Raw genomic sequence first — 23989 nt, 5'->3', positions numbered from 1 at the left:
GGACTGACGCTGGCAAACCAATAACTAAGTCATAGACTTAGCGGAGCATTTTGGCTCCCCGACCTGGGCTCGAACCAGGGACCTACGGATTAACAGTCCGGCGCTCTACCGACTGAGCTATCGGGGATCGGCGTGGCGCGCATTATAGCTCACGGTGCCCGTCGCGGCCTTGGGGCCGCGGTGGGGCGGCTGTGCGTGGGGCGTGCGTCACGCGCTGGACAATGTCCGCATGGACCTGGCCGTGTGCGCGGCGACAATGGGGTGTCGGGCGTGCGGCAACCACGGTGCACGCCCGCAGGAGGACGCACGATGGACTTGCGGTTTTCCGCCGAGGAGTTGGCCTTCCGTGACGAGGTGCGCGCGTTTTTGCGCGAGCATCTGCCGCCGGCGCTGGCCACCAAAGTACGCGAGGGTTTGCGCCTTTCGCGCGACGACATGGCGCGCTGGCACGCCATCCTGGCCGCGCGCGGCTGGCTGGCCAGCCACTGGCCACGCGAGTGGGGTGGCCCCGGCTGGGGGCCGGTGCAGCGCTTCATCTTTGAAAACGAGTGTGCGTTGGCCGGCGCGCCACGCATCGTGCCGTTTGGCGTCAACATGCTGGGGCCGGTGCTGATCAAGTACGGTACCGAGGCGCAAAAGCGCCATTGGCTGCCGCGTATCCTGGACGGCAGCGATTGGTGGTGTCAGGGTTACTCGGAGCCCGGGGCGGGGTCGGACCTGGCCTCGCTGCGCACCAGTGCGGTGCGCCATGGCGATCACTACATCGTCAACGGGCAAAAAACGTGGACGACACTGGGGCACTACGCCAACCGCATGTTCGCGCTGGTGCGTACCGACCGCACCGGCAAACCGCAGGAGGGCATCAGCTTTTTGCTGATCGACCTGGACAGCCCCGGCGTCGAGGTGCGGCCGATCATCACGTTGGACGGCGAGCACGAGGTCAACGAGGTTTTCCTCAACGACGTGCGCGTGCCGGCCGACCGGCTGGTTGGCCAGGAAAACCAGGGCTGGACCATCGCCAAATACCTGCTCACCTACGAGCGCACCAACATCGCGGGCGTGGGGTTTTCGGTGGCGGGGCTGGAGCGGCTCAAGGTGGTGGCCCAGCGCGTGCAGTACGGTGGGCGGCCGCTGATCGACGACCCGCTGTTTGCGGCGCGGCTGGCGCGCATCGAGATCGAGCTGGAAAACCTCAAGACCACCAACCTGCGCGTGCTGGCCAGCGTGGCGGGCGGCAGCGCGCCGGGGCCGCAGAGCTCGCTGCTCAAAATCCTGGGCACCCAGATTCGGCAGGAGATTTTGAGCCTGACGCGCCGCGCCATGGGGCCGTACGCGTTGCCCTGGATCGAGGAGGCGTTGACGCTGGAAGGGATGGACCAAGCGGTGGGACCGGCCGGCGCCGCCAGCGCCGCCGTGCAGTACTTCAACCACCGCAAACTGTCGATTTTTGGTGGATCCAACGAGATCCAGCGAAACATCGTCGCCAAAACGGTGCTGGGCTTGTGACGCACAGGAGGGCGCAGCCATGGACTTCAACCTGACCGACGACCAGCGCATGCTGGCCGAGACGCTGGGCCGCTACCTGGCGCAGCGCTACCCCATCGAACGCCGTCACGCGGCCGCGGCCAGCGCGCTGGGCTACGACCCCGATGTGTGGCAAGGGCTGGTGGAGCTGGGCGCGGTGGCGGCGTTGTTGCCCGAGGCCGTCGGCGGGCTGGGTGGCGGCGGCTTTGACATCATGACCGTGTTCGAACAAGCCGGGCGCGCGCTGGTGCAAGAGCCCTTGCTGGGGGCGCTGTTGGTGGGGCAAGCGCTGGCGCGTGCCGATGAGTCTGAGCGGTGGCGGGGCCACTGGCAGCGCTTGCACGAAGGCGCGGTGGTGGCGCTGGCGCACGCCGAACCCGACGCCCACCACGCACGCTGGAGTGTGGCCACGGTGGCGCAGCACAACCCCGCGGGCTGGGTGCTGGATGGGCACAAGGCCGTCGTGCCCTTTGGTGCCCAAGCCCAAGGGTGGCTGGTCAGTGCGCGCGTCGGGGGTGGTGTGCACGAGCGCGACGGCATTGCGCTGTTCTGGGTGCCGCGCAGTGCGCCCGGTGCGCAACTGCGCGACTACCGCCGCATCGACGGTGGCCGCGCCGCCGAGCTGGAGCTGCGCACCGTGCAGCTGGACGCGCACGCGCTGGTGGTGGGGCCGACCCGCGGCGCCGACGTGCTGGATGGGGTGTTGGACGCTGGGCTGCTGGCGCTCAGCGCCGAGGCGTTGGGAGCCATGGAGGTGGCGTTCGAGCACACCCGCCAACACCTGCAGACCCGCCAGCAATTCGGTCGCCCGATTGGCAGCTTTCAGGCGCTGCAGCACCGCATGGTGGACCTGTGGATGGGGCTGGAGCAGACCCGCTCGGCCGTCATCAACGCGGCAGCGGCGTGGGATGGCGACGACCCCATGCAGCGGGCGTGGGCGTGTGCGGCGGCCAAGGCCAGTGTTGGGCGCCATGGCACCCACCTGGCCGAGGAAGCCATCCAGCTCCATGGTGGCATGGGCATGACGTGGGAGCTGCCGCTGGCGCATTACGCCAAGCGGTTGGTCATGGTCGACCACGAGCTGGGCGACGAAGACCACCACCTGCAGCGCTGCATCGAGCTGATGCGCCAGCGCGCGGCAGCGTCCGCCTGAAGGGCGGCCCCCCCGCCGCCGCCAACAAAAAAACCCGCCTTGCGGCGGGTTTGGCTGTCATGGACCAGGTGTTGGGCCGTTGGCTGATCACATGTCCATGTCCATGCCGCCCATGCCACCACCGGCGGCGGGCTTGGCTTCGGCCTTGGGCGCCTCGGCCACCATGCACTCGGTGGTCAGCATCAGGCCGGCCACCGACGCCGCGTTTTGCAGCGCGGTGCGGGTCACCTTGGTCGGGTCCAGGATGCCCATTTCGATCATGTCGCCATAGGTGTCGTTGGCGGCGTTGAAGCCGAAGTTGCCCTTGCCTTCGAGCACCTTGTTGATCACGACCGAGGGCTCACCACCGGCGTTGGCCACGATTTCGCGCAGCGGCGCCTCCACGGCCTTCATCACCAGCTGGATGCCAGCGTCTTGGTCGGGGTTGGCGCCCTTGAGGTTGCCCACCGCTTGACGGGCACGCAGCAGCGCCACGCCACCGCCCGGCACGATGCCTTCTTCGACGGCGGCACGGGTGGCGTGCAGCGCGTCTTCGACGCGGGCCTTCTTCTCCTTCATTTCGACTTCGGTGGCGGCGCCAACCTTGATCACCGCCACGCCGCCGGCCAGCTTGGCCACGCGCTCTTGCAGCTTCTCACGGTCGTAATCGCTGGTGGCCTCTTCGATCTGCACGCGGATTTGCTTGACGCGCGCTTCGATGTCCTCGGCCTTGCCCGCGCCGTCGATGATGGTGGTGTTTTCCTTGGCCACTTCGACGCGCTTGGCTTGACCCAGGTCGGCCAGCGTCACCTTCTCCAGCGTCAGGCCCACTTCTTCGGCGATGACCTTGCCGCCGGTCAGGATGGCGATGTCTTCCAGCATGGCCTTGCGGCGGTCGCCAAAGCCCGGGGCCTTGACGGCGCACACCTTCAGGATGCCGCGGATGGTGTTGACCACCAGCGTGGCCAGCGCTTCACCTTCAACGTCTTCGGCGATGATCAGCAGCGGACGGCCGGCCTTGGCCACTTGCTCCAGCGCCGGCAGCAGGTCACGGATGTTGCTGATCTTCTTGTCGTGCAGCAGGACGTACGGGTTTTCCAGCACGCACACCTGCTTGTCGGGGTTGTTGATGAAGTACGGCGACAGGTAGCCGCGGTCGAACTGCATGCCCTCGACGACATCCAGCTCGTTGTGCAGGCTCTTGCCGTCTTCGACGGTGATGACGCCTTCCTTGCCGACCTTGTCCATCGCCTCGGCGATGATTTGGCCGATCGACTCGTCGCTGTTGGCCGAGATGGCGCCCACTTGCGCGATTTCCTTGCTGGTCGTGGTGGGCTTGCTGATCTTCTTCAGCTCGGCCACCAGCGCCTCGACGGCCTTGTCGATGCCGCGCTTGAGGTCCATCGGGTTCATGCCGGCGGCCACGTACTTCATGCCTTCGCGCACGATGGCCTGGGCCAGCACGGTGGCGGTGGTGGTGCCGTCACCGGCGTTGTCGCTGGTCTTGGACGCCACTTCCTTGACCATTTGGGCGCCCATGTTCATCAGCTTGTCTTTGAGCTCGATTTCCTTGGCCACGGACACACCGTCCTTGGTGACGGTGGGGGCGCCGAAGCTGCGCTCCAGCACCACGTTGCGGCCCTTGGGGCCCAGGGTCACTTTGACCGCGTTGGCCAAGATGTTGACGCCTTCGACCATGCGGGCACGGGCGTCAGCACCAAAAACGACGTCTTTTGCTGCCATGTTGTCAGCTCCTCGTGGAATCGGTTGAATCGGTTACGGATGGGATGGGACGCTGCCAGCGCGTGATCACTTCTCGATCACGGCAAACAGGTCGTCTTCCTTCATGACCAGCAGCTCTTCGCCGTCGACCTTGACGGTTTGGCCGCTGTACTTACCAAACAGCACGCGGTCGCCGACCTTGACGCTCAGCGGCTTGGTCTCGCCCTTGTCGTTGGTCTTGCCGGGGCCGACGGCGATCACTTCGCCTTGGTCAGGCTTCTCGGCCGCGTTGTCCGGGATCACGATGCCCGAGGCGGTCTTGGTTTCGTTTTCCAGACGCTTGACGATTACGCGATCAGCGAGAGGACGAAGCTTCATGAGATCTCCTGTTGTTTCGGACGAGATAAAAAAGAAAGCGGGGACAACCCCCACGCGGTGAGCGCTGTGGTGCCCGGGTCTGGGGCCTTGTTGTTAGCACTCACCGTTTGCGAGTGCTAATCATAAGGCCTGTTCAGCGGGTTTTCAAGGGGGTGTATGCATCCTGCGCCTTTGGCCCTTGGGATGTGGTCATGCGCCGCCGGGCTGGGTGGACGCCGCCACCCACTCGGCGTAGGCGGCGCTGGCTTCGATCGGGGTGGCCCAGATGGCCGGCAGTTCGTACGGGTGGTGCGCGGCGATGAAGTCGCGCACCTGCGGCCACGCCTCGGCGCGGCACTTGGCCAACAGGCGCCACTCGGCGTCGCGCTGCAAAGCGCCCTGCCAGGTGTAGACGCTGCGGATGGCGTGCAGTTGCACGCACGCCGCCAAGCCTTCCCGCACCAAGGCCTCGGCCAGCGTGTGGGCGCTGGCCTCGTCGGGCAGGGTCGTGAAGACGGCGATCAACGCGGGAGCCACGGCGCAAGTCAAAAAAACAAAACCCGCCGAGGCGGCGGGCTTGATGTTGGGTGGTGGCGCTTCAGGGACTCGAACCCCGGACCTGCGGATTATGATTCCGTCGCTCTAACCGACTGAGCTAAAGCGCCGCCGTCGAAGCCTGCAGTATACCAAAAACTGGTGCGGCGCCCGCCTCAGCGCCCCTGGAACTGCGGGGCGCGCTTTTCGAGGAAGGCGGCCATGCCTTCTTTTTGGTCGGCGGTGGCGAACATGGCGTGGAACATGCGTCGCTCGAACTGCAGGCCCTCCGACAGCGGGGCTTCGAAGGCGCGGTTGAGGGCTTCTTTGGCCGCCAGCACGGCCAGGCGGGGCAGCGCGGCGATGGCGCGTGCGGTGGCCAGTGCTTCGTCCATCAGCTTGTCCGCGGGCACGACGCGGCTGACCAAGCCGGCGCGTTCGGCTTCGGCGGCGTCCATCATGCGGCCCGTCAGTACCAGGTCCATGGCCTTGGCCTTGCCCACCGCGCGCGGCAGACGCTGGGTGCCGCCCGCACCGGGGATGACGCCGATTTTGACTTCGGGCTGGCCGAACTTCGCGCTGTCGGCGGCGATGATGATGTCGCACATCATGGCCACTTCGCAGCCGCCGCCCAGGGCGTAGCCCGCCACGGCCGCGATGACGGGCTTGCGCACGTGGCGCAGCGCCTCCCAGTTGCGGGTGATGTATTCGGTGCGGTACACGTCGGGGAAGGTGTGCTGCGCCATGGCGGCGATGTCGGCGCCGGCGGCAAAGGCCTTGTCGCTGCCGGTGAGCACGATGCAGCCGATGGCGTCGTCGGCGTCGAAGGTGCGCAGCGCAGCGCCGAGCTCGTCCATCAGCGTGTCGTTGAGCGCGTTGAGCTGCTTGGGGCGGTTGAGCTGGATGATGCCCACCGGGCCATCGGTGCGGGTCAGCAGGGTGGTGTAGGTCGTCTCGCTCATGCAAGTCCTCGCGGGGCAGGGTTGACGCCGTGACTATATACGCTGCGGCTGCCGGTCGCGGGGCGGTTACGATTCGGTTACGGTGCCCACCGGAGCGGGTACGTCGTTTCACTTTGGAGAGGAGACCGATGCGATGAACAGGGCCGACCCTGCCCACGATGAAATCCTGCTGGAGCGCCGAGGTGCAGTGGCGCTGGTGACGCTCAACCGCCCGCAGGCGCTCAACAGCTTCACGCTCAGCATGCACCGCGCGTTGCAGCAGGCGTTGGCCGAGGTGGAGCGCGACGCGTCGGTGCGCGCGCTGGTGCTGACCGGGGCGGGGCGCGGGTTTTGCGCGGGGTTGGATTTGTCGGTGCTGGATTTTTCGCCGGGGCCGGACCGGCTGCAGCGCATCAGCCCCGGGCCGGTGTTGGACGAGGGCTTCAACCCCACGGCCAAGGCGCTGATGAACCTGCGCGTGCCCACGGTAGCGGCGGTCAACGGGGTGGCGGCCGGGGCTGGCGTGTCGCTGGCGTTGACGTGCGACCTGGCGATCGCGGCCCCGACGGCCAGTTTTGTGCAGGCGTTTAGCAAGATTGGGCTGATTCCGGACGCGGGCGGCAGTTGGCTGACGGTGGAGCGGCTGGGGCTGGCGCGCGCGATGGGCATGGCGATGCTGGGCGACAAGCTGGGGGCCGACCAGGCCAAGGCGTGGGGCCTGATTTGGGACGTGGCCGATGACCCGCTGGCCGCGGCGCTGGCGCTGGCCGAGCGCCTGGCCGCCATGCCCACGCGTGCGCTGGTGGCCACGCGGCACCTGTTGCGTGGGGCGTTGCAGCGCTCGTTCGAGGCGCAGCTGGACGCCGAGCGCGAGCTGCAAACGGCGCTGGGCCGCACGCACGACTATGCCGAGGGCGTGACGGCGTTTTTGGAAAAGCGCACGCCGCAGTTTCGCGGGCAGTGAACGTGGGCGGCCGCTGCGTCAGGCCGGCGGCAGCAGCTTGACGGTGTGCGCTGGCGCGGGCCAGCGCAGCGCGCAGCGCAGCACGCGCCCGTCGCGCGCCACCCAGGCCAGCAAAGGCTCATCCGTGCCCAAGCCGCGTGCGTGCAGGGCGACGTCATCCAGCTTGTGCACGCGCCACACGTCCTGGCCGCATTGCACAGCCAGCCACTCGTCGCCGGCGGCCAGGCCAGCCGCCTCGGCCGCGCTGCCGCGCAGCACGTTGCGCAGGCGCAGCGTACCGCCCGATTCGTCCACCCGCACGCCCAGACGCTGCGCCAATGGGGCGGGCTCTTCGACCCACCGGATGCCGTGGCGCTGCAGCAACGGCTGCAGGGGCAGCTCGGCGGTGCTGTGCACCCAGGCGTCGAGTTCGGCGTCGAAGCTGCGCCGCGCCAGCCGCCGCAGCACGGCGCGCAGGTCGGCCTCGCGCATCGGGCCGCCGTCGCAGCGCTGCCACAGCGCGCGCATCACGTCGTCGAGCGTGGTGTGGCCCTCGGCACGCAGCGTCAGGTCCAGGCACAACGCCACCAGCGCCCCCTTGGTGTAGTAGCTGACGGTGGCGTTGGGGGTGTTTTCCTGCACGCGGTAGTACTTGGTCCAGGCGTCAAAGCTGGCCTGGGCCACCGTTTGCACGTGCCGCCCCGGGGTGCTCAACACCTGGTTGATGGTGCGCGCCAGCAGCTCCAGGTGCGTGGCCTGGTCGATGAGCCCGGCGCGCAGCACCAGCAGGTCGTCGTAGTAGCTGGTGAAGCCCTCGAAGAACCACAGCAGTTCGGTGTGGTTTTCGCGGTCGTAGTCGTAGCGGGCGAATTCGCGTGGGCGCAGTCGCTTGACGTTCCAGGTGTGGAAATATTCGTGGCTGATGAGGCCCAGCAGTGTCGTGTAGCCATCGCCCGCCTTGGGCGGCGCGGGCGTGGCGTCGGGCGCGGGTGTGCCAGGCAGCGGCGCCAGCGGCAGGTCGCTGCGCGCACACACCAGCGCCGTGCTGTGGCGGTGCTCCAGCCCACCATAGCCGTCGCGCGTGGCGTGCAGCATGAACAGGTAACGGTCGAAGGGGGGCCGACCGTGCGGGCCGTGCCACAGGGCCATGGCGGCTTCGCAGAGGCGGGCGGTGTCGGCCAGCAGCCGCGCGCCGTCGAAGCCCGCCGGCGCCCCGCTGACGACGAAGCGGTGCGGCACGCCACGCACGTCGAAGTCGCCGCACCAAAAGGTGCCAAGTTCGAACGGGTGGTCGGCCAGCTCGTCGTAATCGGCCGCCAGGTACGTGCCCATGCCCGCATCGTCGGGCCAGCGCCAGTCCCGGTGGCGTGGGCCGGCGGCGTCGGCCCGCGGCAGGGCCGTGGCCACGCGCCAGTGCCGGGTGGCGTCGTTGGCCACCAGCGTGAGCGCGTGTGGCCCTTGTTCGCGTCCGTGCACGCGCAGGCACAGGCTCGTGGGGTTGAAAAAGCCGCGCGTGCTGTCCAGCCACGCGGCGCGCACCGAGGTGTCGAAGGCGTACACCTCGTAGCGCAGCACCACCGTGTGGGCCGTGCCGCAGGCGACTTCCCAGGTGTTTTTGTTGAGCGCGCGCACGGGCACGGCGGCGCCGTCGGCTTGCGCCTGCAGCCGCTGCAGGTGCTGGGCGAATTCGCGCACCAGGTAGCTGCCGGGGATCCACACCGGCAGGCTGACGCGTTGGCGCGGCGCCGGGCGCTCGACCGTGAGGGTGACGCGCCACAGGTGGGCGTGCAGGTCGGCCGCCTCGACGCGGTAGTGCACCGGCGCGCTCATTGGCCCGCGGCGCCGGCCTGGGCCAGCAGGGGTTCGAGGCGGTCGAGCCCAATGGCGCCGGGGATGCGTTGCCCGTTGGCTAGGATCGTGGTGGGGGTGCCGCTGATGCGGTACTTCTGACCAAAGGCAAGGTTGCGCTCCAGTGCCGAGGTGTCGCAACTGGCGCTGGATTTGGGCTCGGGTGGGGTTACGCCACGCTGCATCCAGTCGTTCCAGACCTTGCTGCGGTCGGCCGCGCACCAGATGGCGCGCGCCTTGGCTTCGGAGTCTTTGCCCAGCACCGGGTACAGGAAGGTGTACACGGTCACGTTGTCGAGCTTGGCCAAGTCACGCTCGAAGCGTTTGCAAAAGCCGCAGTTGGGGTCGGCAAACACGGCCAACTTGCGCTGTCCATTGCCCCGCACGGTGGTGAAGGCGTCTTTGAGCGGCAGGGCGTCGAAGGCGATGGCGGTCAGCTTGTCGAGGCGTTCCTCCGTCAGGTTGACGCGCGCCTTGGTGTCGATGAGCATGCCCTGGATGAGAAAGTCGCCCTTGGCGTCGGTGTAAAGGATGTCGGTGCCCAGCCGCACTTCGAACAGTCCCGGCATGGGCGTGGGGCGCACTTCGTCGATGCGGGGCAGGTTGGGCAGCCGCTCGGCCAGGTTTTTGCGGATGACGGCTTCGTTGGCCCAGGCGGCGTGCATCGCCAGCCCCAGGGTGGTGACCAACGCAGCGGCGCGCCAGGCGGTGGCGAAAGGTGGCATGAACGTGTCGTGTTTCAAAGGTGGATGGGCACGGGGGCGCAGGCACGGCATGTTAGCCTGTCAACGGCTGCCCCGCGGCTTGTTGGATCAGCCAACGCTTGAGGGGTTCCAGCCGGTCCACGGCCCGCATGCCCCAGCGGCGCAGCGTTGTGGTGGGGGTATCCGGGCGGGCAAAGAGGCCGTGCAGCAGGTCGGTGGTGCCCAGCATCGCGGCCACCGGCGCGGCGCGTGCGCGTTCGTAGCGGCGCAGCAGGCGCAGGTCGCCCAGCGGGCGCCAGTACTCGCGCTCGCGCAGCACGCGGGCCAGTTCCGCGACGTCGCCCAACCCCACGTTGAGCCCCTGGCCTGCCAGCGGGTGCATGGCATGGGCGGCGTCGCCGGCCAGCGCCAGACCGGGGCGCACCCAAGGGCGCGCCAGCGAGCGCTGCAGCGGCCAGCCGGCGGGCTGGCCGACCAGCGTCATCGTGCCCAGCGCGTGCGCGCACGCCTGCTGCACCGCCTGCGCCAGCGCGTCGGCGCTCAGCGCCAGCAGGTGCGCCGCGCGCGCGTGCGGCACCGACCACACCATCGCCACTTGCTGGCCTTCGGTGCCGTCCAGCGGCAACAGGGCCAGGATCTCGTCGCCGCGAAACCACTGCCGCGCCACCGTGCCGTGGGGGCGTTCGCAGCGCAGCCGTGCGGCGATGGCGGTGTGGGGGTAGGGGACGGTGTCGTAGGCGATGCCCTCGACCGCCCGGGTGGCGCTGTGGCGCCCTTCGCACACGATGGTCAGCGCCGCGCGCGGGCGGGGATCGGTGGTGGCGTCGAGGCGCTGCACGCCATGTTGGTAGTGCAGCGCCTGGTGCAGCCGCTGCTCCAGCGCCGGCACATCGACGATCCAGCCAAGCGCCTCGTCGGGCTGCGTGGCGTCGAAGCGCAGCGCGGCATGCTCGGGCGCCGCGCCCCTGTCGGCGGCCGGGTCAACGTCGGCCACCCACATGGTGCGCACGGGGGTGGCCAGCCGCTCGTCGTCGGGCCAGGCGCGCACGCTGTGCAGCAGCGCCCGCGAGGCGGCGTTGAGCGCGTACGCCCGTATGTCGGGCGCGGCGTCGGGGCGGGCGGGGCGCTGCACCAACGCCACGCGCAGCCGCTCGCGCGCCAACAGCAGCGCCAGCGTGCGGCCAACGATGCCGCCGCCCAGGATAGCGACGTCGTAAAGCGTACTCATCAGCTTATGCCTGGTGTGCTGTGGGTTGCTGGATGACCGAGGGGCATGGCTACCACGCCTTGGGCTCAAAGCCGGGCTGGTTGCGCACCACCACGTCGTCGTCGGCCTGCACCAGCACGTACAGCCCCTGCCGCTCGGCGTAGCGCACGACTTCGTCCGGCGCGCTCATGGCCGCCACCGCCCCGTGCAGCACCTTGTCGGCGTGTTCGGTGAAGCACGCCCTGAAGCGCTGCAGCCGCTCGATGTGCACGTCCACGTCATCGCTGCTCAGGCGGCTTTTGCACTCCACCGCAATGGCGCGCTCACCGTTGATGACCAAGAGGTCGATTTCCATCACCGCCTGCCCGCTGTCGTCGCGCGCGACGGCGTTGGGGTAGACCCGGTGCACGGGAATGCCTTGCTGCTGAAACAGCCGCACCACCGCCGGCATCACCATGTCTTGCACAAACATCCCCAGGCGGTTGCCCAACTGCCCGAGCTGGCGCTCCAGCTGCTTGAGTCGCTGGTCGATGCGGCGGTCGGTTTCCTTGCTTTGCTCGCGCAGCTCGGCAATCGAGCGCGAGGACTCGAAGATCAGTGTCTTCAGCTCTGCCCAGCTGATGTCGTCGCGTGCGCCCATGGCGGTCTCGAGAGGGGGGTGTGTGACGCCACCCATTCTACGCCTGGCGCTGTTGGCCGGCGCTGCGGCACAATCGGTGCCATGACAACGACCGAGCCTTTGCCGTTGACGCTGGAAGAGATCTGGATCTACCCGGTCAAATCGTGCGGCGGGCTGCGGCTACACAGCGTGGAGCTGTTGCCCGAGGGGCTGGAGTGGGACCGCAGCTGGATGGTGGTGGACGCGCGCGGCGAGTTTGTGTCGCAGCGGGAGCTGCCACGCATGGCGCTGATCCAGCCGCGGCTGCGCATGGGGCAGCTGGAGCTGCGCGCGCCCGGCATGCTGACACTGCACGTGGCGCTGGAGGCGGCCGAGGCGCCGTGCCGCGTGCGCGTGTGGGACGATGAGCTGCCTGCCTACGACATGGGCGACGTGGCGGCGCAGTGGTTCACGGACTTTTTGGGGCCGGACCTGCGGCCGGGCATGGGGCCGCTGCGGCTGGTGCGTTTCGATCCCGAGGTGCAGCGCCTGTCGCCGCTGGCGTGGACCGGTGGCGTGCAGGCCCCGACCACCTTCAGCGACGGCTTTGCGCTGCTGGTGCTGAGCCGCGCGGCGCTGGACGGCCTCAACGCCCGCTTGCAGGCGCTGGGGCAGCCGCCGGTGGATGCGCGCCGGCTGCGCCCCAACCTGGTGCTGGGTGGTCTGGGCCCGCACGGCGAGGACGGTTTGCGGGCGCTGACGCTGAAGGCCGACGGCGCGGCGCCCGACGCTCCAACGGTGCAGCTGGAGCTGGTCAAGCCGTGCGCGCGCTGCACCATCCCGGACGTCGACCCGCAGCAGGGTGTGCGCGACGATCGGGTCAGCCCGGTGCTGCGCACCTACCGGGCCGATGCGCGGCTCAAGGGGGCGATCACGTTTGGCATGAACGCCATCGTGCGCGGTGGCGCCGGCCAGATGCTGCACGAGGGCATGGGCGGCTGGGGCAGCACACAGGCCACGTGGTAGCATCGTTGGCTTTTGGCGAGCAGGGGATCGATCGACATGAGCCTCAAGTGCGGCATCGTGGGTCTGCCCAACGTGGGCAAGTCTACGCTTTTCAACGCCCTGACCAAGGCCGGCATCGCGGCCGAGAACTACCCTTTTTGCACCATCGAGCCCAACGTGGGCGTGGTGGAGGTGCCGGACGCGCGGCTGCAGCAGTTGGCGGCCATCGTCAAGCCGCAGCGCGTGGTGCCGGCCATCGTCGAATTCGTTGACATCGCCGGGCTGGTGGCCGGCGCCAGTCAGGGCGAGGGGCTGGGCAACCAGTTCCTGGCCCACATCCGCGAAACCGACGCCATCATCAACGTGGTGCGCTGCTTTGACGACCCCAACATCGTGCACGTGGCGGGCCGGGTCGACCCGATCGCCGACATCGAGGTGATCCAGACCGAGCTGTGCTTGGCCGACCTGGGCACGGTGGACAAGGCGTTGCAGCGCTATCAAAAAGCCGCCAAGAGCGGCAACGACAAGGAAGCCGCCAAGATGGTGGCGCTGCTGAGCAAGGTGCGCGCGGTGTTGGATGAGGGCCGGCCGGTGCGTGTGGTGGAATTGACCGACGAGGAGCGTGCGCTGCTCAAGCCGCTGTGCCTGATCACGGCCAAGCCGGCGATGTTCGTGGGCAACGTGGCCGAAGACGGCATGGGCGACGACAACCCGCACCTGCGCCGGTTGCGCGAGTACGCCGCCAGCCAAGGCGCACCGGTGGTGACCATCTGCGCCAAGCTCGAAGCCGAGCTGGCCGACATGGACGAGGCCGACCGGGCCGAATTTTTGCGCGAGCTGGGTTTGGCCGAGCCGGGCCTCAACCGCCTGATCCGCGCCGCTTACGAGCTGTTGGGGCTGCACACCTACTTCACCGCCGGCGAAAAGGAGGTGCGCGCCTGGACCATCCGCAAGGGTGCCACGGCGCCCCAGGCCGCCGGGGTCATCCACAGCGACTTCGAGCGCGGCTTCATCCGTGCCCAGACCATCGCGTTCGACGATTTCATTCGTTACGGCGGTGAGCAAGGGGCCAAAGAGGCCGGGCGCATGCGCGCCGAAGGCAAAGACTACGTCGTGCACGATGGCGACGTGATGAATTTCCTGTTCAACGTTTGAACCGTTCCAGCCAGGGAGGGCGGTGATGCAGCAGTGGTACCTGGTGCACACCAAGCCGCGGCAGGAACAGCGGGCGCTTGAGAACCTGCAACGGCAGGGCTACCCGTGTTTTTTGCCGACCATAACCGCAGAACGCGTGCGCGGCGTCCGCTGCGTCACGGTGACCGAGCCGCTGTTTGCGCGTTACTTGTTCATCCAGCTCGACGACAGCCTGCAGGGGCGCTCGTGGGGGCCGATCCGCTCCACCCTGGGGGTGACGCGCCTGGTGACGTTTGGTCACCAGCCCGCGCGTGTGCCCGAGGCGCTGGTGGAGCAACTGCGCCAGCAGGTGGCGCAGTTGGCGGCGCAGCCGCAGCCGTTGTTCACGCCGGGGCAGATCGTGCGCATCACGCGCGGCCCGTTTGCCGGGCTGGAGGCGGTGTACCAAATGCCCGATGGCCAGCAGCGCGCCGTGGTGCTGTTGACGCTGCTGCAGCGCGAGTGCCGCGTGGCGGTGCCGGTGGTGGCGTTGGCGCGCGCCTGAGGTACGCCGCCGGCCTGCGCGGAGGCCGAAGGTGCCGGGCCCGCGCCTACAATCGCGCCATCATGCTGGACATCAATCTGTTGCGCCGCGATCTCGACACGGTGGTCGCGCGGCTCGAGACCCGACAATCCCCGCAACCCTTTTTGAACGTGGCGGCCTTTCGCGCGCTGGAAGCCGAGCGCAAGGACCTGCAGGTGCGCACCGAAACGCTGCAGGCGCGCCGCAACGCCTTGTCCAAGCAGATCGGTCAGCTCAAAGGCAAGGGGGATCGCGCCGCGGCTGAGGCCGTGATGGCCGAGGTGGCGGGCATCAAGGCCGAGCTGGAGGCCGCCGCGGCGCGGCTGGAGCAGATCCAAAGCGAGCTGCACACGCTGCTGCTGGCGGTGCCCAACCTGCCCCTGCCTGAGGTGCCGGTGGGGCCGGATGAGAGCGCCAACGTCGAGCTGCGCCGCTGGAGCCCCACCGGTGGCCTGGGGGCGGATCCGGCGCCGTTGCCGTTCGAGCCGCGCGACCACGTGGCGTTGGGCGAGCGGCTAGGGCTGGACTTCGAGACGGCGGCCAAACTCAGCGGCGCACGCTTTGCGGTGCTGCGCGGCCCCATCGCCCGTCTGCACCGGGCGCTGGCGCAGTTCATGCTGGACGTGCAAACCACCGAGCACGGCTACACCGAGTGCTACACGCCCTACATCGTCAACGCCGAGACCCTGCGCGGCACGGGCCAGTTGCCCAAGTTCGAAGCCGATTTGTTCGCAGCCCACAAGGGCGGCGCGCAGGGCGACGAGCCGCCGATGTACCTGATTCCCACCAGCGAGGTGACGCTGACCAACTTCGTGCGCGAAACCATCGTGCCGCAGGCCGAGCTGCCTATCAAACTGACCGCGCACACGCCGTGCTTTCGTTCCGAAGCCGGCGCAGCCGGGCGCGACACCCGTGGCCTGATCCGCCAGCACCAGTTCGACAAGGTGGAGATGGTGCAGATCGTGCACCCGCAGCACAGCCACGCGGCGTTGGAGGAAATGACCGCGCACGCCGAGGCGATTCTGCAAAAGCTGGAGCTGCCGTACCGTGTGGTGTTGCTGTGCACGGGCGACATGGGTTTTGGCGCGGCGCGCACGCACGATCTGGAGGTGTGGCTGCCCGCGCAAGGGCGCTACCGCGAGATCAGCTCGGTGAGCAACTGCGGCGACTTTCAGGCACGGCGGCTGCAGGCGCGCATGCGCAACGAGCAGGGCAAGACGGAGCTGGTGCACACCCTCAACGGTTCCGGCTTGGCGGTGGGGCGCGCGCTCGTGGCGGTGCTGGAAAACCACCAAAACGCCGACGGCACCATCACGGTGCCGCCGGCGCTGCGTCCGTACCTGGGCGGGGCCGAGCGGCTGTAAGCCGCCCGGTGCCCATCGCCCGCGGCGCGGGTTTTTAGCGCAGCCCCGCGCCCGGCGCGTCGAAGCTGCGCTGAATCAGCTCGATCTTGTAGCCGTCGGGGTCGGTGACGAAGGCGATCACGGTCGTGCCGCCTTTGACCGGGCCGGGTTCGCGCGTGATGGTGCCGCCTGCGGCGCGGATGCGCTCGCACGCCGCGTACACGTCCGGCACCCCAATGGCGATGTGGCCGTACGCGGTGCCCATCTCGTACGACTCCACGCCCCAGTTGTAGGTCAGCTCGATTTCGGCTTGCCCGGGGTTGCCGCCGTCGTAGCCCAAAAACGCCAGCGAATACTTGTACTCCGGGTTGTCCGATGTGCGCAGCAACTGCATGCCCAACACCCGGGTGTAAAAGTCGATCGAGCGCTGCAGGTTGCCCACCCGCAGCATCGTGTGCAGAATACGCATCGTCGTCTCGTCCTTACGTCGTGGTCAGCGGATGCGGCCAAAGCTGGTGCGCAGCGGGTCGATGCCGCCGCCCCCCTTGGGCCGGTTGTTCTTGCGGCGCCCGCCGCGCTCGCCCAGCGCATCGATGCCGGTGCGCAAGGGGTCGGGCTGGCGCGCGGGCGGTGGCGTGTTGGGCTTGCGCGGTTTGGTCTGGGACGGCGCGGCCGCATTGGGGCGCTGTGGTTGGCCAGCCGCGCCCTGCGCTGGCGCGCCACTGCCCTTGTTTTTGTTGCGGTGGCGCCGGTTGCGGTTGCGCCGCCCCTCGGGGTCGATACGCACGCGCTGCGCGTCGTTGTCTTCGCCGGTGTCGGGGCTGCGGTCCGGCGCCGCATCGTTCGGTGTGTCGTCGGTGGGCGCTGCGGCGGCGCTGGGCGCGGGGGCCGCGCCCCCGGCGCGACGGGCGCGCATGCGCTCTTGCAGCTCGCGGCGCGCGGCCTTGGCGGCGGCGGCCATCACCTCACGGCTGGGCGGCTTGCCCGCCCCGCCCCACAGCACCTGGCGGCCCATCGCGATCGGCTCGGCCTTCTCATCCGGCGGGGGCATGAACGCGGGCAGCGCTTGCACCTCGATGGGTTGGCCGATGAACTGCTCGATGGCCATCATCCAGCCTTCCTCGTCGAGGCTGACGAAGCTGAGCGCCTCGCCGGTGGAGCCGGCGCGGCCCGTGCGGCCGATGCGGTGCACGTAGTCCTCCGGCACGTTGGGGATGTCGTAGTTGATGACGTGCGGCAGCTCTTCGATGTCGATGCCGCGCGCGGCGATGTCGGTGGCCACCAGCACGCGCAACTGACCGGTCTTGAAGCCCTCGAGCGCCTGCGTGCGCGCGGTCTGGCTCTTGTTGCCGTGCAGCGCCATGGCGCTGATGCCCTGCTCGTTGAGGAACTGCGCCACGCGGTTGGCCCCGAACTTGGTGCGCGTGAACACCAGAACCTGGTTCCAGCCGTGGGTGTCCAGCAGGTGCTTGAGCAGCGCCATCTTCTGGTCGCGGCCCACAGGGTAGATGACCTGACGCACACGCTGCGCGGTGGTGTTGGCGGGCGTGACCTGAATCAGCTTGGGGTTGCGCAGCAGCCCTTGTGCCAGCGCCTTGATCTCATCGCTGAAGGTGGCCGAAAACAGCAGGCTTTGCTTGTGCTGGGGCAGCAGCGCCAGCACCTTGCGCACGTCGTGGATGAAGCCCATGTCCAGCATGCGGTCGGCCTCGTCCAGCACCAGGATCTCGACCTTGGACAGGTCCAGGTGCCCCTGGTCCACCAGGTCCAGCAGCCGCCCCGGGGTGGCCACGAGGATGTCGGTGCCCTTGGCCAACTTTTCGATTTGGGGGTTGAGGCCGACGCCGCCAAAGACGACGACGCTGCGCAGCTTGAGGTGCTTGCCGTAGGCCTTGATCGACTCGCCGATCTGGGCCGCCAGCTCGCGCGTGGGGGTCAGGATGAGCGCGCGCACCGGGCGAAACTGACCACGTTTGGGTGGTTCGCCCTGGGTGGCCAGGCGCTGCAGCAACGGCAGCGTGAAGGCGGCGGTTTTGCCGGTGCCGGTTTGGGCGCCGGCCAGCACATCGTGGCCGGCCAGCACGGCGGGGATGGCCTCGGCCTGGATCGGGGTGGGCTCGGTGTAGCCCTGCTCGCGCACGGCCTCGACCAAGGCCGGCAGCAGTTGAAGTTCTTCGAATGTCATACCAGTGCGAGCGCCCATGCCGGGGCGCGCGGCATCGAACCTTGACCGCGGTGTGGTCGCAGCCTCGGCAGTGAGGACGACCGGCACGTCCGATGGGTGCGGTTGGCGCGGTTCAGTCGGGGATCGATGAAGTGAAAAACAAGGCGGCGGGGGACGGCGGCTGACCAAAGCTAACATTGGCAGCGTGCGCACGGGGCACCCGAACGCCAGGGCGTTGTTGCCCGCCGGCCCGTGACTGATGCGAACCGACTGCACGTGATTGTCGCATAACTGGGATAATTGGCGCCAACCCCGGGGCCTGCCCGGGCCATTTTTTTCGTGTATCCGTTGTTTTTGTGAAGGTGACCCTGCGATGGCCCAGTATGTGTTCACGATGAACCGTGTCTCCAAGACCGTGCCGCCCAAGCGGCAGATCTTGAAGGACATTTCGTTGAGCTTCTTCCCTGGGGCCAAGATCGGCGTGTTGGGGCTCAACGGCGCGGGCAAGTCCACGCTGCTCAAGATCATGGCCGGCGTGGACAAGGACTTCGAGGGCGAGGCCTACCCGATGCCGGGCATCAAGATTGGCTACCTGCCGCAGGAGCCGCAGTTGGACCCCGACAAGACCGTGCGTGAGACGGTGGAAGAGGGCATTGGCGGCGCGCTGGCGGCCAAAAAGCGCCTGGAGGAGGTGTACGCCGCCTACGCCGAGCCCGACGCGGACTTTGACGCGCTGGCGGCCGAACAAGCCGAGCTGGAGGCGATCATCGCCGCCGCCGGCAGCGAAAACACCGACCTGCAGCTGGAGTTGGCCGCCGACGCGCTCAACCTGCCGCCGTGGGATGCGGTGATCCGCAACCTCTCCGGTGGCGAAAAGCGCCGCGTGGCGCTGTGTCGGCTGCTGCTGTCCAAACCCGACATGCTGCTTCTGGACGAGCCCACCAACCACCTGGACGCCGAAAGCGTGCACTGGCTGGAGCAGTTTTTGCAGCGCTTCCCCGGCACCGTGGTGGCCATCACGCACGACCGCTACTTCCTCGACAACGCCGCCGAGTGGATCCTGGAGCTGGACCGCGGCATGGGCATCCCGTACAAGGGCAACTACTCGCAATGGCTGGAGCAAAAGGAGCGCCGCCTGGAGCAGGAGCAAAAGGCCGAAGACGCGCGCCGCAAGGCCATGAAAGAGGAGCTGAAGTGGGTGCGCGCCAACGCCAAGGGCCGCCAGGCCAAGAGCAAGGCGCGCCTGCAACGCTTCGAGGAGCTGAGCGACTACGAATACCAAAAGCGCAACGAGACCAACGAGATCTTCATCCCCGTGGCCGAGCGGCTGGGCTCGCAGGTCATCGAGTTCAAGAACGTCAGCAAGGGGTTTGGCGACCGGCTGCTGATCGACAACCTGTCGTTCAACGTGCCGGCCGGCGCCATCGTGGGCATCATCGGTCCCAACGGGGCTGGCAAGTCCACCCTGTTTCGCATGATCCAGGGTGTGGAGCAGCCCGACAGCGGTGAAATCATCATCGGCCAGACGGCCAAGCTGGCCTTCGTCGACCAAAGCCGCGACTGCCTCGACCCCAACAAGACCGTGTGGGAGGAGGTCTCGGGCGGTCTGGACAACATCACCGTGGGCAAGTTCGTCATGCCCAGCCGCGCCTACTTGGGCCGCTTCAACTTCAAGGGCAACGACCAGCAAAAGCGCGTCGGCGACCTCTCTGGTGGCGAGCGCGGCCGGCTGCACCTGGCCAAGACGCTGGCCAAAGGCGGCAATGTGCTGCTGCTGGACGAGCCCTCCAACGACCTCGACGTCGAAACCCTGCGCGCGCTGGAAGAGGCGCTGCTGGAGTTCGCCGGCACGGCGCTGGTCATCAGCCACGACCGCTGGTTCCTCGACCGCATCTGCACGCACATCCTGGCCTACGAGGGCGACAGCCAGTGGTACTTCTACGACGGCAACTTCACCGAGTATGAGGCCGACAAGGTGCGCCGCCTGGGCGAGGAGGGCGCGCGGCCCAAGCGCGTGCGCTTCAAGTCGCTGACCTGACACCGCCGCTGGTGGCGGCGGCGCGCGAACGTTGGCGAGCACGGCGATTTCGGTGAAAATGGCGACAATGAAACGCCAAGTGACCGAAATTGACATCGATAGCCACGACCAGCCCTACTACACCACGCTGGAGGTGGCGCGCCTGCTCGGCATGGCCGTGCGCTCGGTGCAACTGATGGTGGACCGCGGCGACCTGGAGGCGTGGAAGACGCCCGGCGGGCATCGCCGCATCACCGCCGAATCGCTGCGCGCCTGGCTGCAACGCAGCCGCGCCAGCGTCGGTGCGGGCCGCGCGCTGGCGCGACGGCGCGCCGGGCGGCAGTCGCGCCCCCCTTGCGTGCTGTTGATCGAAGATTCGTCGCACTTTCAGCAGCTGGTGCGGTTGCTGATGCGGCAGCATTTTCCGCAAGTGCAACTGCAAGTTGCCGACGACGGCATTTCGGGCCTGGTGTCGTTTGGTCAGCTCAACCCCGACGTGCTGATCGTCGATATCCTGCTGCCCGGCATCGACGGCGCGTCGATGATCATGGGCTTGCGCCACCACGCGTTGGTGGGGGACAGCAAGCTGATCGTGCTGACCTCGCTGGACGAGGCGCAACGCGCCGACTACGCGCACGCGTTGCACGGCGTGACCGTGGTGCACAAGCCCAACCTGGTGCGCGAGCTGCCCGGCCTGATCGAGCAGGCGCTGGGTGCGCGCCTCAACCCGCCCAGCGCGCCAGCCAATCCCCCGGCAGCAGCCACAGCAGCGCCGCCGTCATGAGCGTGTAGCGCGCGAACTTGCCAATGGCCATGTAGGCCACGCACGGCCAAAACGGAAACCGCAGCCAGCCTGCCACCGCGCACAGCGGGTCGCCCACCGCGGGCAGCCAGCTCAGCAGACAGGCTTTGGGGCCGAAACGCTCCAACCAGTCCAGCGCGCGCAGGTGCGTCGGCGAGCCGCGCGCGCGGTCGATGGCGGCATGCGCCCCGTAGCCCATCGCCCAACTGATGGCGCCGCCGACCGTGTTGCCCGCCGTGGCCACCAGCACCGCGGGCCAAAACAGCTCCGGGTTGAGCTTGACCAGCCCGAACACCGCCGGCTCCGACCCCATCGGCAGCAGCGTGGCCGACACCAGCGCCACCACGAACACCGTAGGCAAGCCCACTTCCGGCAGGCTCAGCGTGTGCAGCAGGGGAGCGATCCAGGTATCCATGGGGCGGCGGTGGGTCGACGACGGCAAGCAGTATAGGGCGGCGACTGGACGGGGTGGGCCGCACGCTACAATGCCCATTTTTTCAGCAACCATGATGAGCGCTGGCTTGACCCTCGGGCCTTACACACTGCCCAACCGTTGGTTCGTCGCCCCCATGGCCGGGGTGACCGACCGGCCCTTTCGGCGCTTGTGCAAGCGGCTGGGGGCGGGCTACGCGGTCAGCGAAATGATCACCGCGCGCCCGGAGCTGCGCGACAGCCTCAAGACCGCGCGCCGGGCCAACCACGCGGGCGAGCCCGGGCCCATTGCGGTGCAGATCGCCGGCACCGACCCCGAGATGATGGCCGACGCGGCGCGCTACAACATCGACCGCGGCGCGCAGATCATCGACATCAACATGGGCTGCCCGGCCAAGAAAGTGTGCAACAAGTGGGCCGGCTCGGCCTTGATGCAGGACGAAGCGCTGGCCGCTGCCATCATCGAGGCGGTGGTGGCGGCGTGCGAGCCGCACGGCGTGCCCGTGACGCTGAAGATGCGCACCGGCTGGTGCGCCCAGGCCAAAAACGCCCCGCGGCTGGCGCGCATCGCCGAGCAAGCCGGCGTGCGCATGCTCACGATCCACGGCCGCACACGCGAGCAAGGCTACGGCGGCCAGGCCGAGCACGCCACCACCGCCCTCATCAAAACGCTGGTGCGCATTCCCGTCGTGGCCAACGGCGACATCGACAGCCCCGCGGCTGCGGCCGCGGTGCTGCGCGCCACCGGCGCCGACGCGGTGATGATCGGCCGGGCAGCGCAGGGGCGTCCGTGGCTGTTTGCCGAAATCGACCACCAGCTGCGCACGGGCCAGCCCATGCCAGCACCCACGCCCGCCCAACTGCGCGTCTGGCTCACCGAGCACCTGCTGGACCACTACGATTTGTACGGCGAGCACACCGGCGTGCGCAGCGCGCGCAAGCACCTGTTGTGGTACCTGTGCGCGCTGGGCGGCGCGCCCGCGGCGCAGCAGCGCCTGCGCGAAGCGGTCGTGCAGGCCACCCGGCCCGAGCAGCAGTTGCAGGCCTTGCACGCGTTTTTGGATACCCTGCAAGACCCGCCCGCGGCGCTGCCGCTGGCCGCTTGAAGCCACCACCCACACCCGACGATGGACACCCCACCCAGCCTGCCCGACTGCGTGCGCGCCAACCTGGCGGCGTACTTCGATACCCTGGGCGACACCGAGCCGGCCAACCTGCACGACATGCTGGTGCGCGCGGTGGAGCAGCCCCTGCTGCAGGAGGTGATGGCGCGCACGCGCGGCAACCAGTCGCGCGCGGCGCAGTGGCTGGGGCTGAACCGCAACACGTTGCGCAAAAAGCTGCAGCAGCACGGCCTGCTGTCCAGTGGCCGCCCCTGAGGCCAGCGCCCGACCCACCGATTCTCCCAACCTTGTCCCGAGGATCCGAGACCATGCGAGCGTTGATTTCCGTTTCTGACAAAACCGGCGTGCTGGCGCTGGCGCAGGGGCTGCACGCGCTGGGCGTGCAACTGATCTCCACCGGTGGCACCGCGCGCCTGCTGGCCGACGCCGGCCTGCCCGTCACCGAGGTGGCCGAGGTGACCGGCTTTCCAGAAATGCTCGACGGCCGTGTCAAGACGCTGCACCCCAAGGTGCACGGAGGTCTGTTGGCGCGGCGCGATGTGCCGGCGCACATGCAGGCGCTGGCCGACCATGGCATCGCCCCGATCGACCTGCTGGTGGTCAACCTGTACCCGTTCGAGGCCACCGTGGCCCAGCCCGACTGCACGCTGGCCGACGCCATCGAGAACATCGACATCGGCGGTCCGGCCATGGTGCGCTCGGCGGCGAAAAACTGGCGCGACGTCGCCGTGTTGACCGACCCCGAGCAGTACCCCTTGGTGCTGGCCGAGCTGCGCGACGCCGGCCGTGTCAGCGACGCCACGCGGTTGCGGCTGGCGGTGGCGGCGTTCAACCGCATCGCCCAGTACGACGCCGCCATCAGCCAGTATTTGTCGGCGCTGGATCTGACCGCCGGTGCGCCGGCGGCCGACGCCGTGCCAGCGCGGCACACCTTCCCGGCGCAGTTCAACGCGTGCTGGATCAAGGTGCAAGACCTGCGCTACGGTGAAAACCCGCACCAGCAGGCGGCTTTTTACCGCGACCCGGACGCGCCCGAGGGCTCGCTGGCCAGCGCGCAGCAGTTGCAAGGCAAGGAGCTGTCGTACAACAACATCGCCGACGCCGACGCGGCGTGGGAGTGCGTCAAAGGGTTCGAAGCCCCGGCGTGCGTCATCATCAAACACGCCAACCCCTGCGGCGTGGCCGTGGGTGCGAGCCCCCTGGAGGCGTACCGCAAGGCGTTCCAGACCGACCCCACCAGCGCCTTTGGCGGCATCATCGCCTTCAACCGCACGCTGGACGGGCAGGCCGCCCAGGCGGTGGCGCAACAGTTCGTCGAGGTGCTGATCGCGCCCGACTTCACGCCCGAGGCCTTGGCCGTGTTCAAAGCCAAAACCAACGTGCGGCTGCTGCGCATCGCGTTGCCGGCCGACGTGGCCGCCACCCGTAACCGGCTGCACCTGCAGCGCGTCGGTGGCGGGGTGTTGGTACAAACAGCCGACCACCACGTGCTGCGCGCGCAGGACCTCAAGGTCGTCACGCGCCGCCAGCCCACTGCGCAAGAGCTGCAAGACCTGCTGTTCGCCTGGAGCGTGGCGCAGTACGTCAAGAGCAACGCCATTGTCTTTTGCAAAGACGGCATGACCATGGGCGTGGGCGCGGGCCAGATGAGCCGGCTCGACTCGGCGCGCATCGCCAGCATCAAGGCACAGGCGGCGGGCCTGAGCCTGCAGGGCACGGCGGTGGCCAGCGACGCCTTTTTCCCGTTCCGCGACGGGCTCGATGTGGTGGTGGACGCCGGCGCCACCAGCGTCATCCAGCCGGGCGGCTCGGTGCGCGACGCCGAGGTCATCGCCGCCGCGGACGAGCGCGGCGTGGCGATGGTGTTCACCGGCGTGCGCCACTTCCGTCATTGAC

23 protein-coding genes and 2 tRNA genes are annotated in these 23989 nt (G+C 68.4%); 12 read left to right on the top strand and 13 right to left on the bottom strand.

What is annotated here, in order from left to right:
* Positions 1–51: 51 nt before the first annotated feature.
* Positions 52–127 (bottom strand) — tRNA-Asn (locus tag Taqua_RS04600).
* Between the two features lie 182 nt (positions 128–309).
* Here Taqua_RS04600 and Taqua_RS04595 point away from each other — a divergent pair.
* Positions 310–1506, top strand: a complete 1197-nt coding sequence (locus tag Taqua_RS04595; RefSeq protein WP_144325152.1) for an acyl-CoA dehydrogenase family protein — start codon at positions 310–312, stop codon at positions 1504–1506.
* 19 nt (positions 1507–1525) lie between these two features.
* Positions 1526–2677: an acyl-CoA dehydrogenase family protein gene (locus tag Taqua_RS04590; RefSeq protein WP_144325150.1), complete on the top strand. Its 1152-nt coding sequence runs from the start codon at positions 1526–1528 to the stop codon at positions 2675–2677.
* Between the two features lie 87 nt (positions 2678–2764).
* Here Taqua_RS04590 and groL read toward each other — a convergent pair whose 3' ends face one another.
* The 5 genes from groL to Taqua_RS04565 form a co-directional block, all read right to left on the bottom strand.
* Positions 2765–4399: a chaperonin GroEL gene (gene groL / locus Taqua_RS04585; protein WP_144325148.1), complete on the bottom strand. Its 1635-nt coding sequence runs from the start codon at positions 4397–4399 to the stop codon at positions 2765–2767.
* Positions 4400–4465: 66 nt separating this feature from the next.
* Positions 4466–4756 carry a co-chaperone GroES gene (gene groES / locus Taqua_RS04580; RefSeq protein WP_132962944.1) on the bottom strand — a complete coding sequence of 97 codons (291 nt, stop codon included), beginning with the start codon at positions 4754–4756 and terminating at the stop codon, positions 4466–4468.
* 189 nt (positions 4757–4945) lie between these two features.
* Positions 4946–5272 carry a divalent-cation tolerance protein CutA gene (cutA, locus tag Taqua_RS04575; protein ID WP_144325146.1) on the bottom strand — a complete coding sequence of 109 codons (327 nt, stop codon included), beginning with the start codon at positions 5270–5272 and terminating at the stop codon, positions 4946–4948.
* 51 nt (positions 5273–5323) lie between these two features.
* Positions 5324–5400 (bottom strand) — tRNA-Met (locus tag Taqua_RS04570).
* Positions 5401–5445: 45 nt separating this feature from the next.
* Positions 5446–6231, bottom strand: coding sequence for an enoyl-CoA hydratase (locus tag Taqua_RS04565; RefSeq protein WP_144325144.1), 786 nt, complete (start codon positions 6229–6231; stop codon positions 5446–5448).
* Positions 6232–6364: 133 nt separating this feature from the next.
* Between Taqua_RS04565 and Taqua_RS04560 the strand changes: the two genes are divergently transcribed.
* Positions 6365–7174, top strand: coding sequence for an enoyl-CoA hydratase-related protein (locus Taqua_RS04560; RefSeq protein WP_144325142.1), 810 nt, complete (start codon positions 6365–6367; stop codon positions 7172–7174).
* 18 nt (positions 7175–7192) lie between these two features.
* Here Taqua_RS04560 and Taqua_RS04555 read toward each other — a convergent pair whose 3' ends face one another.
* The 4 genes from Taqua_RS04555 to Taqua_RS04540 are packed head-to-tail and all read right to left on the bottom strand — an operon-like array spanning position 7193 to position 11552.
* Entirely contained in the window at positions 7193–8983 is a 1791-nt protein-coding gene (locus Taqua_RS04555; RefSeq protein WP_144325140.1) for a M61 family metallopeptidase, read from the bottom strand.
* A complete protein-coding gene (locus Taqua_RS04550) occupies positions 8980–9726 on the bottom strand; it encodes a DsbC family protein (protein WP_144325138.1) in 747 nt (248 codons plus the stop codon). Before Taqua_RS04550 ends, Taqua_RS04555 begins: the two co-directional genes overlap by 4 nt.
* A 52-nt stretch (positions 9727–9778) precedes the next feature.
* Entirely contained in the window at positions 9779–10933 is a 1155-nt protein-coding gene (locus Taqua_RS04545; RefSeq protein ID WP_144325136.1) for an FAD-dependent monooxygenase, read from the bottom strand.
* A gap of 49 nt (positions 10934–10982) precedes the next feature.
* Positions 10983–11552: a DUF3782 domain-containing protein gene (locus Taqua_RS04540; protein WP_144325134.1), complete on the bottom strand. Its 570-nt coding sequence runs from the start codon at positions 11550–11552 to the stop codon at positions 10983–10985.
* Positions 11553–11633: 81 nt separating this feature from the next.
* Here Taqua_RS04540 and Taqua_RS04535 point away from each other — a divergent pair, with 81 nt between their 5' ends.
* The 4 genes from Taqua_RS04535 to serS all read left to right on the top strand — a co-directional run bounded on the left by Taqua_RS04535 (position 11634) and on the right by serS (position 15575).
* Positions 11634–12536 (top strand): MOSC domain-containing protein, encoded by a 903-nt coding sequence (locus Taqua_RS04535; RefSeq protein ID WP_144325132.1) that lies wholly within the window; start codon positions 11634–11636, stop codon positions 12534–12536.
* A gap of 36 nt (positions 12537–12572) precedes the next feature.
* On the top strand, positions 12573–13670 hold the full coding sequence (gene ychF / locus Taqua_RS04530; protein ID WP_144325130.1) for a redox-regulated ATPase YchF: 1098 nt from the start codon (positions 12573–12575) through the stop codon (positions 13668–13670).
* A gap of 25 nt (positions 13671–13695) precedes the next feature.
* Positions 13696–14193 carry a transcription/translation regulatory transformer protein RfaH gene (gene rfaH, locus Taqua_RS04525; protein ID WP_144325128.1) on the top strand — a complete coding sequence of 166 codons (498 nt, stop codon included), beginning with the start codon at positions 13696–13698 and terminating at the stop codon, positions 14191–14193.
* A gap of 62 nt (positions 14194–14255) precedes the next feature.
* The gene (serS, locus tag Taqua_RS04520) at positions 14256–15575 is read left to right on the top strand and encodes a serine--tRNA ligase (RefSeq protein WP_144325126.1); all 1320 of its coding nucleotides are present in this window, start codon (positions 14256–14258) and stop codon (positions 15573–15575) included.
* A 34-nt stretch (positions 15576–15609) separates the two neighbouring features.
* On the opposite strand, the gene gloA is transcribed toward serS, so the two are convergent.
* Both gloA and Taqua_RS04510 read right to left on the bottom strand, forming a co-directional pair.
* Positions 15610–16023, bottom strand: coding sequence for a lactoylglutathione lyase (gene gloA, locus Taqua_RS04515; protein WP_132962955.1), 414 nt, complete (start codon positions 16021–16023; stop codon positions 15610–15612).
* Positions 16024–16047: 24 nt separating this feature from the next.
* Positions 16048–17739, bottom strand: a complete 1692-nt coding sequence (locus Taqua_RS04510) for a DEAD/DEAH box helicase (protein WP_144325124.1) — start codon at positions 17737–17739, stop codon at positions 16048–16050.
* Between the two features lie 352 nt (positions 17740–18091).
* On the opposite strand from Taqua_RS04510, the gene ettA reads away from it, so the two are divergent.
* Positions 18092–19756 (top strand): energy-dependent translational throttle protein EttA, encoded by a 1665-nt coding sequence (gene ettA, locus Taqua_RS04505; RefSeq protein ID WP_144325122.1) that lies wholly within the window; start codon positions 18092–18094, stop codon positions 19754–19756.
* A gap of 79 nt (positions 19757–19835) precedes the next feature.
* A complete protein-coding gene (locus Taqua_RS04500; RefSeq protein ID WP_281287766.1) occupies positions 19836–20519 on the top strand; it encodes a response regulator in 684 nt (227 codons plus the stop codon).
* Here the strand turns inward: Taqua_RS04500 and Taqua_RS04495 are convergent.
* Entirely contained in the window at positions 20458–20952 is a 495-nt protein-coding gene (locus Taqua_RS04495) for a YqaA family protein (RefSeq protein WP_144325118.1), read from the bottom strand. The genes Taqua_RS04500 and Taqua_RS04495 overlap by 62 nt on opposite strands.
* A 91-nt stretch (positions 20953–21043) precedes the next feature.
* Here Taqua_RS04495 and dusB point away from each other — a divergent pair, with 91 nt between their 5' ends.
* From dusB to purH, 3 genes are read left to right on the top strand one after another with little or no spacing between them, the layout of a single operon-like run.
* Positions 21044–22075, top strand: a complete 1032-nt coding sequence (gene dusB / locus Taqua_RS04490; protein WP_144325116.1) for a tRNA dihydrouridine synthase DusB — start codon at positions 21044–21046, stop codon at positions 22073–22075.
* Positions 22076–22096: 21 nt separating this feature from the next.
* The gene (locus Taqua_RS04485; RefSeq protein ID WP_132962961.1) at positions 22097–22348 is read left to right on the top strand and encodes a helix-turn-helix domain-containing protein; all 252 of its coding nucleotides are present in this window, start codon (positions 22097–22099) and stop codon (positions 22346–22348) included.
* A gap of 53 nt (positions 22349–22401) precedes the next feature.
* A complete protein-coding gene (purH, locus tag Taqua_RS04480; RefSeq protein ID WP_144325114.1) occupies positions 22402–23988 on the top strand; it encodes a bifunctional phosphoribosylaminoimidazolecarboxamide formyltransferase/IMP cyclohydrolase in 1587 nt (528 codons plus the stop codon).
* Position 23989 lies beyond the last annotated feature (1 nt).

It is taken from the genome of Tepidimonas aquatica (assembly GCF_007556585.1).
Lineage (GTDB): Bacteria > Pseudomonadota > Gammaproteobacteria > Burkholderiales > Burkholderiaceae_C > Tepidimonas > Tepidimonas aquatica.
Note: the sequence above shows the minus strand (reverse complement) of the source record. Positions and strands in the feature narration are given on the sequence as shown.